The following is a 1,028-nucleotide window of genomic DNA, read 5'->3' on the forward strand; positions in this document are numbered from 1 at the left end:
AGATGGTCTTTCCCTTTGTGGTTGGTGTACAGGTGGTGCATGGTTGTCGTCAGCTCGTGTCGTGAGATGTTGGGTTAAGTCCCGCAACGAGCGCAACCCTTGTCTTATGTTGCCAGCACGTGATGGTGGGGACTCGTGAGAGACTGCCGGGGTTAACTCGGAGGAAGGTGGGGATGACGTCAAATCATCATGCCCCTTATGTCCAGGGCTTCACACATGCTACAATGGTCGGTACAACGCGTCTGCGAGCCTGTGAGGGTGAGCTAATCGCTGTAAAGCCGGTCGTAGTTCGGATTGGGGTCTGCAACTCGACCCCATGAAGTCGGAGTCGCTAGTAATCGCAGATCAGCAACGCTGCGGTGAATACGTTCCCGGGCCTTGTACACACCGCCCGTCACGTCATGAAAGTTGGTAACACCCGAAGCCAGTGGCCTGTCAAAAGGAGCTGTCGAAGGTGGGATCGGCGATTGGGACGAAGTCGTAACAAGGTAGCCGTACCGGAAGGTGCGGCTGGATCACCTCCTTTCTAAGGAGCTTTTATTTGTGTGCCCGCAGTTGTGGGTGTTGTTTTGTGTGGTTGAGTCGCCGAGTGTGCGACTGCCACGGAAGTATTTTGCCGGGTGGAGACACACCGAGGTCATGACTGCACTGCTTGGATGGTGGTGCGTCTGGCCTGATAAGGGTTGTGCTCACATGGTGCCTGGTGGGTGGTCACACCGGTTTGCGTGACAAAAGATTGAATGTGTTGGTGCACTGTTGGGTGTCTGGGGCAGCACAAGGTTGTTCCTGTTGGGCTCTCATGTGGGCTGGCCACGTTGGTTGTGGTTGGTTGTGTGTGGGGGTTGTGTTGTGTGAGAACTGTATAGTGGACGCGAGTATCTTTCTTTTTTGTGTTTTGGTGTTTGTGCCTTGATTGTTTGTGTGTCCGTGTGTTTTGTTACGGGCGTATGGTGGATGCCTTGGCATGCTGAGCCGATGAAGGACGTGTGAGGCTGCGTTATGCCTCGGGGAGTTGCCAACAAAGCGTT

Annotated in this window: 2 rRNA genes; both read left to right on the plus strand. The window is 54.3% G+C overall.

Going from position 1 to position 1,028, the window contains the following annotated elements:
* Window positions 1-526, plus strand: a 16S ribosomal RNA gene (locus tag MHX64_RS11860); the annotation flags it as partial.
* A 401-nt stretch (window positions 527-927) separates the two neighbouring features.
* Window positions 928-1,028: ribosomal RNA gene (locus tag MHX64_RS11865) — 23S ribosomal RNA — on the plus strand; the annotation flags it as partial.

Origin of the sequence: Corynebacterium sp. ACRPZ, assembly GCF_022346205.1 — a bacterium.
GTDB lineage: Bacteria > Actinomycetota > Actinomycetes > Mycobacteriales > Mycobacteriaceae > Corynebacterium > Corynebacterium lehmanniae.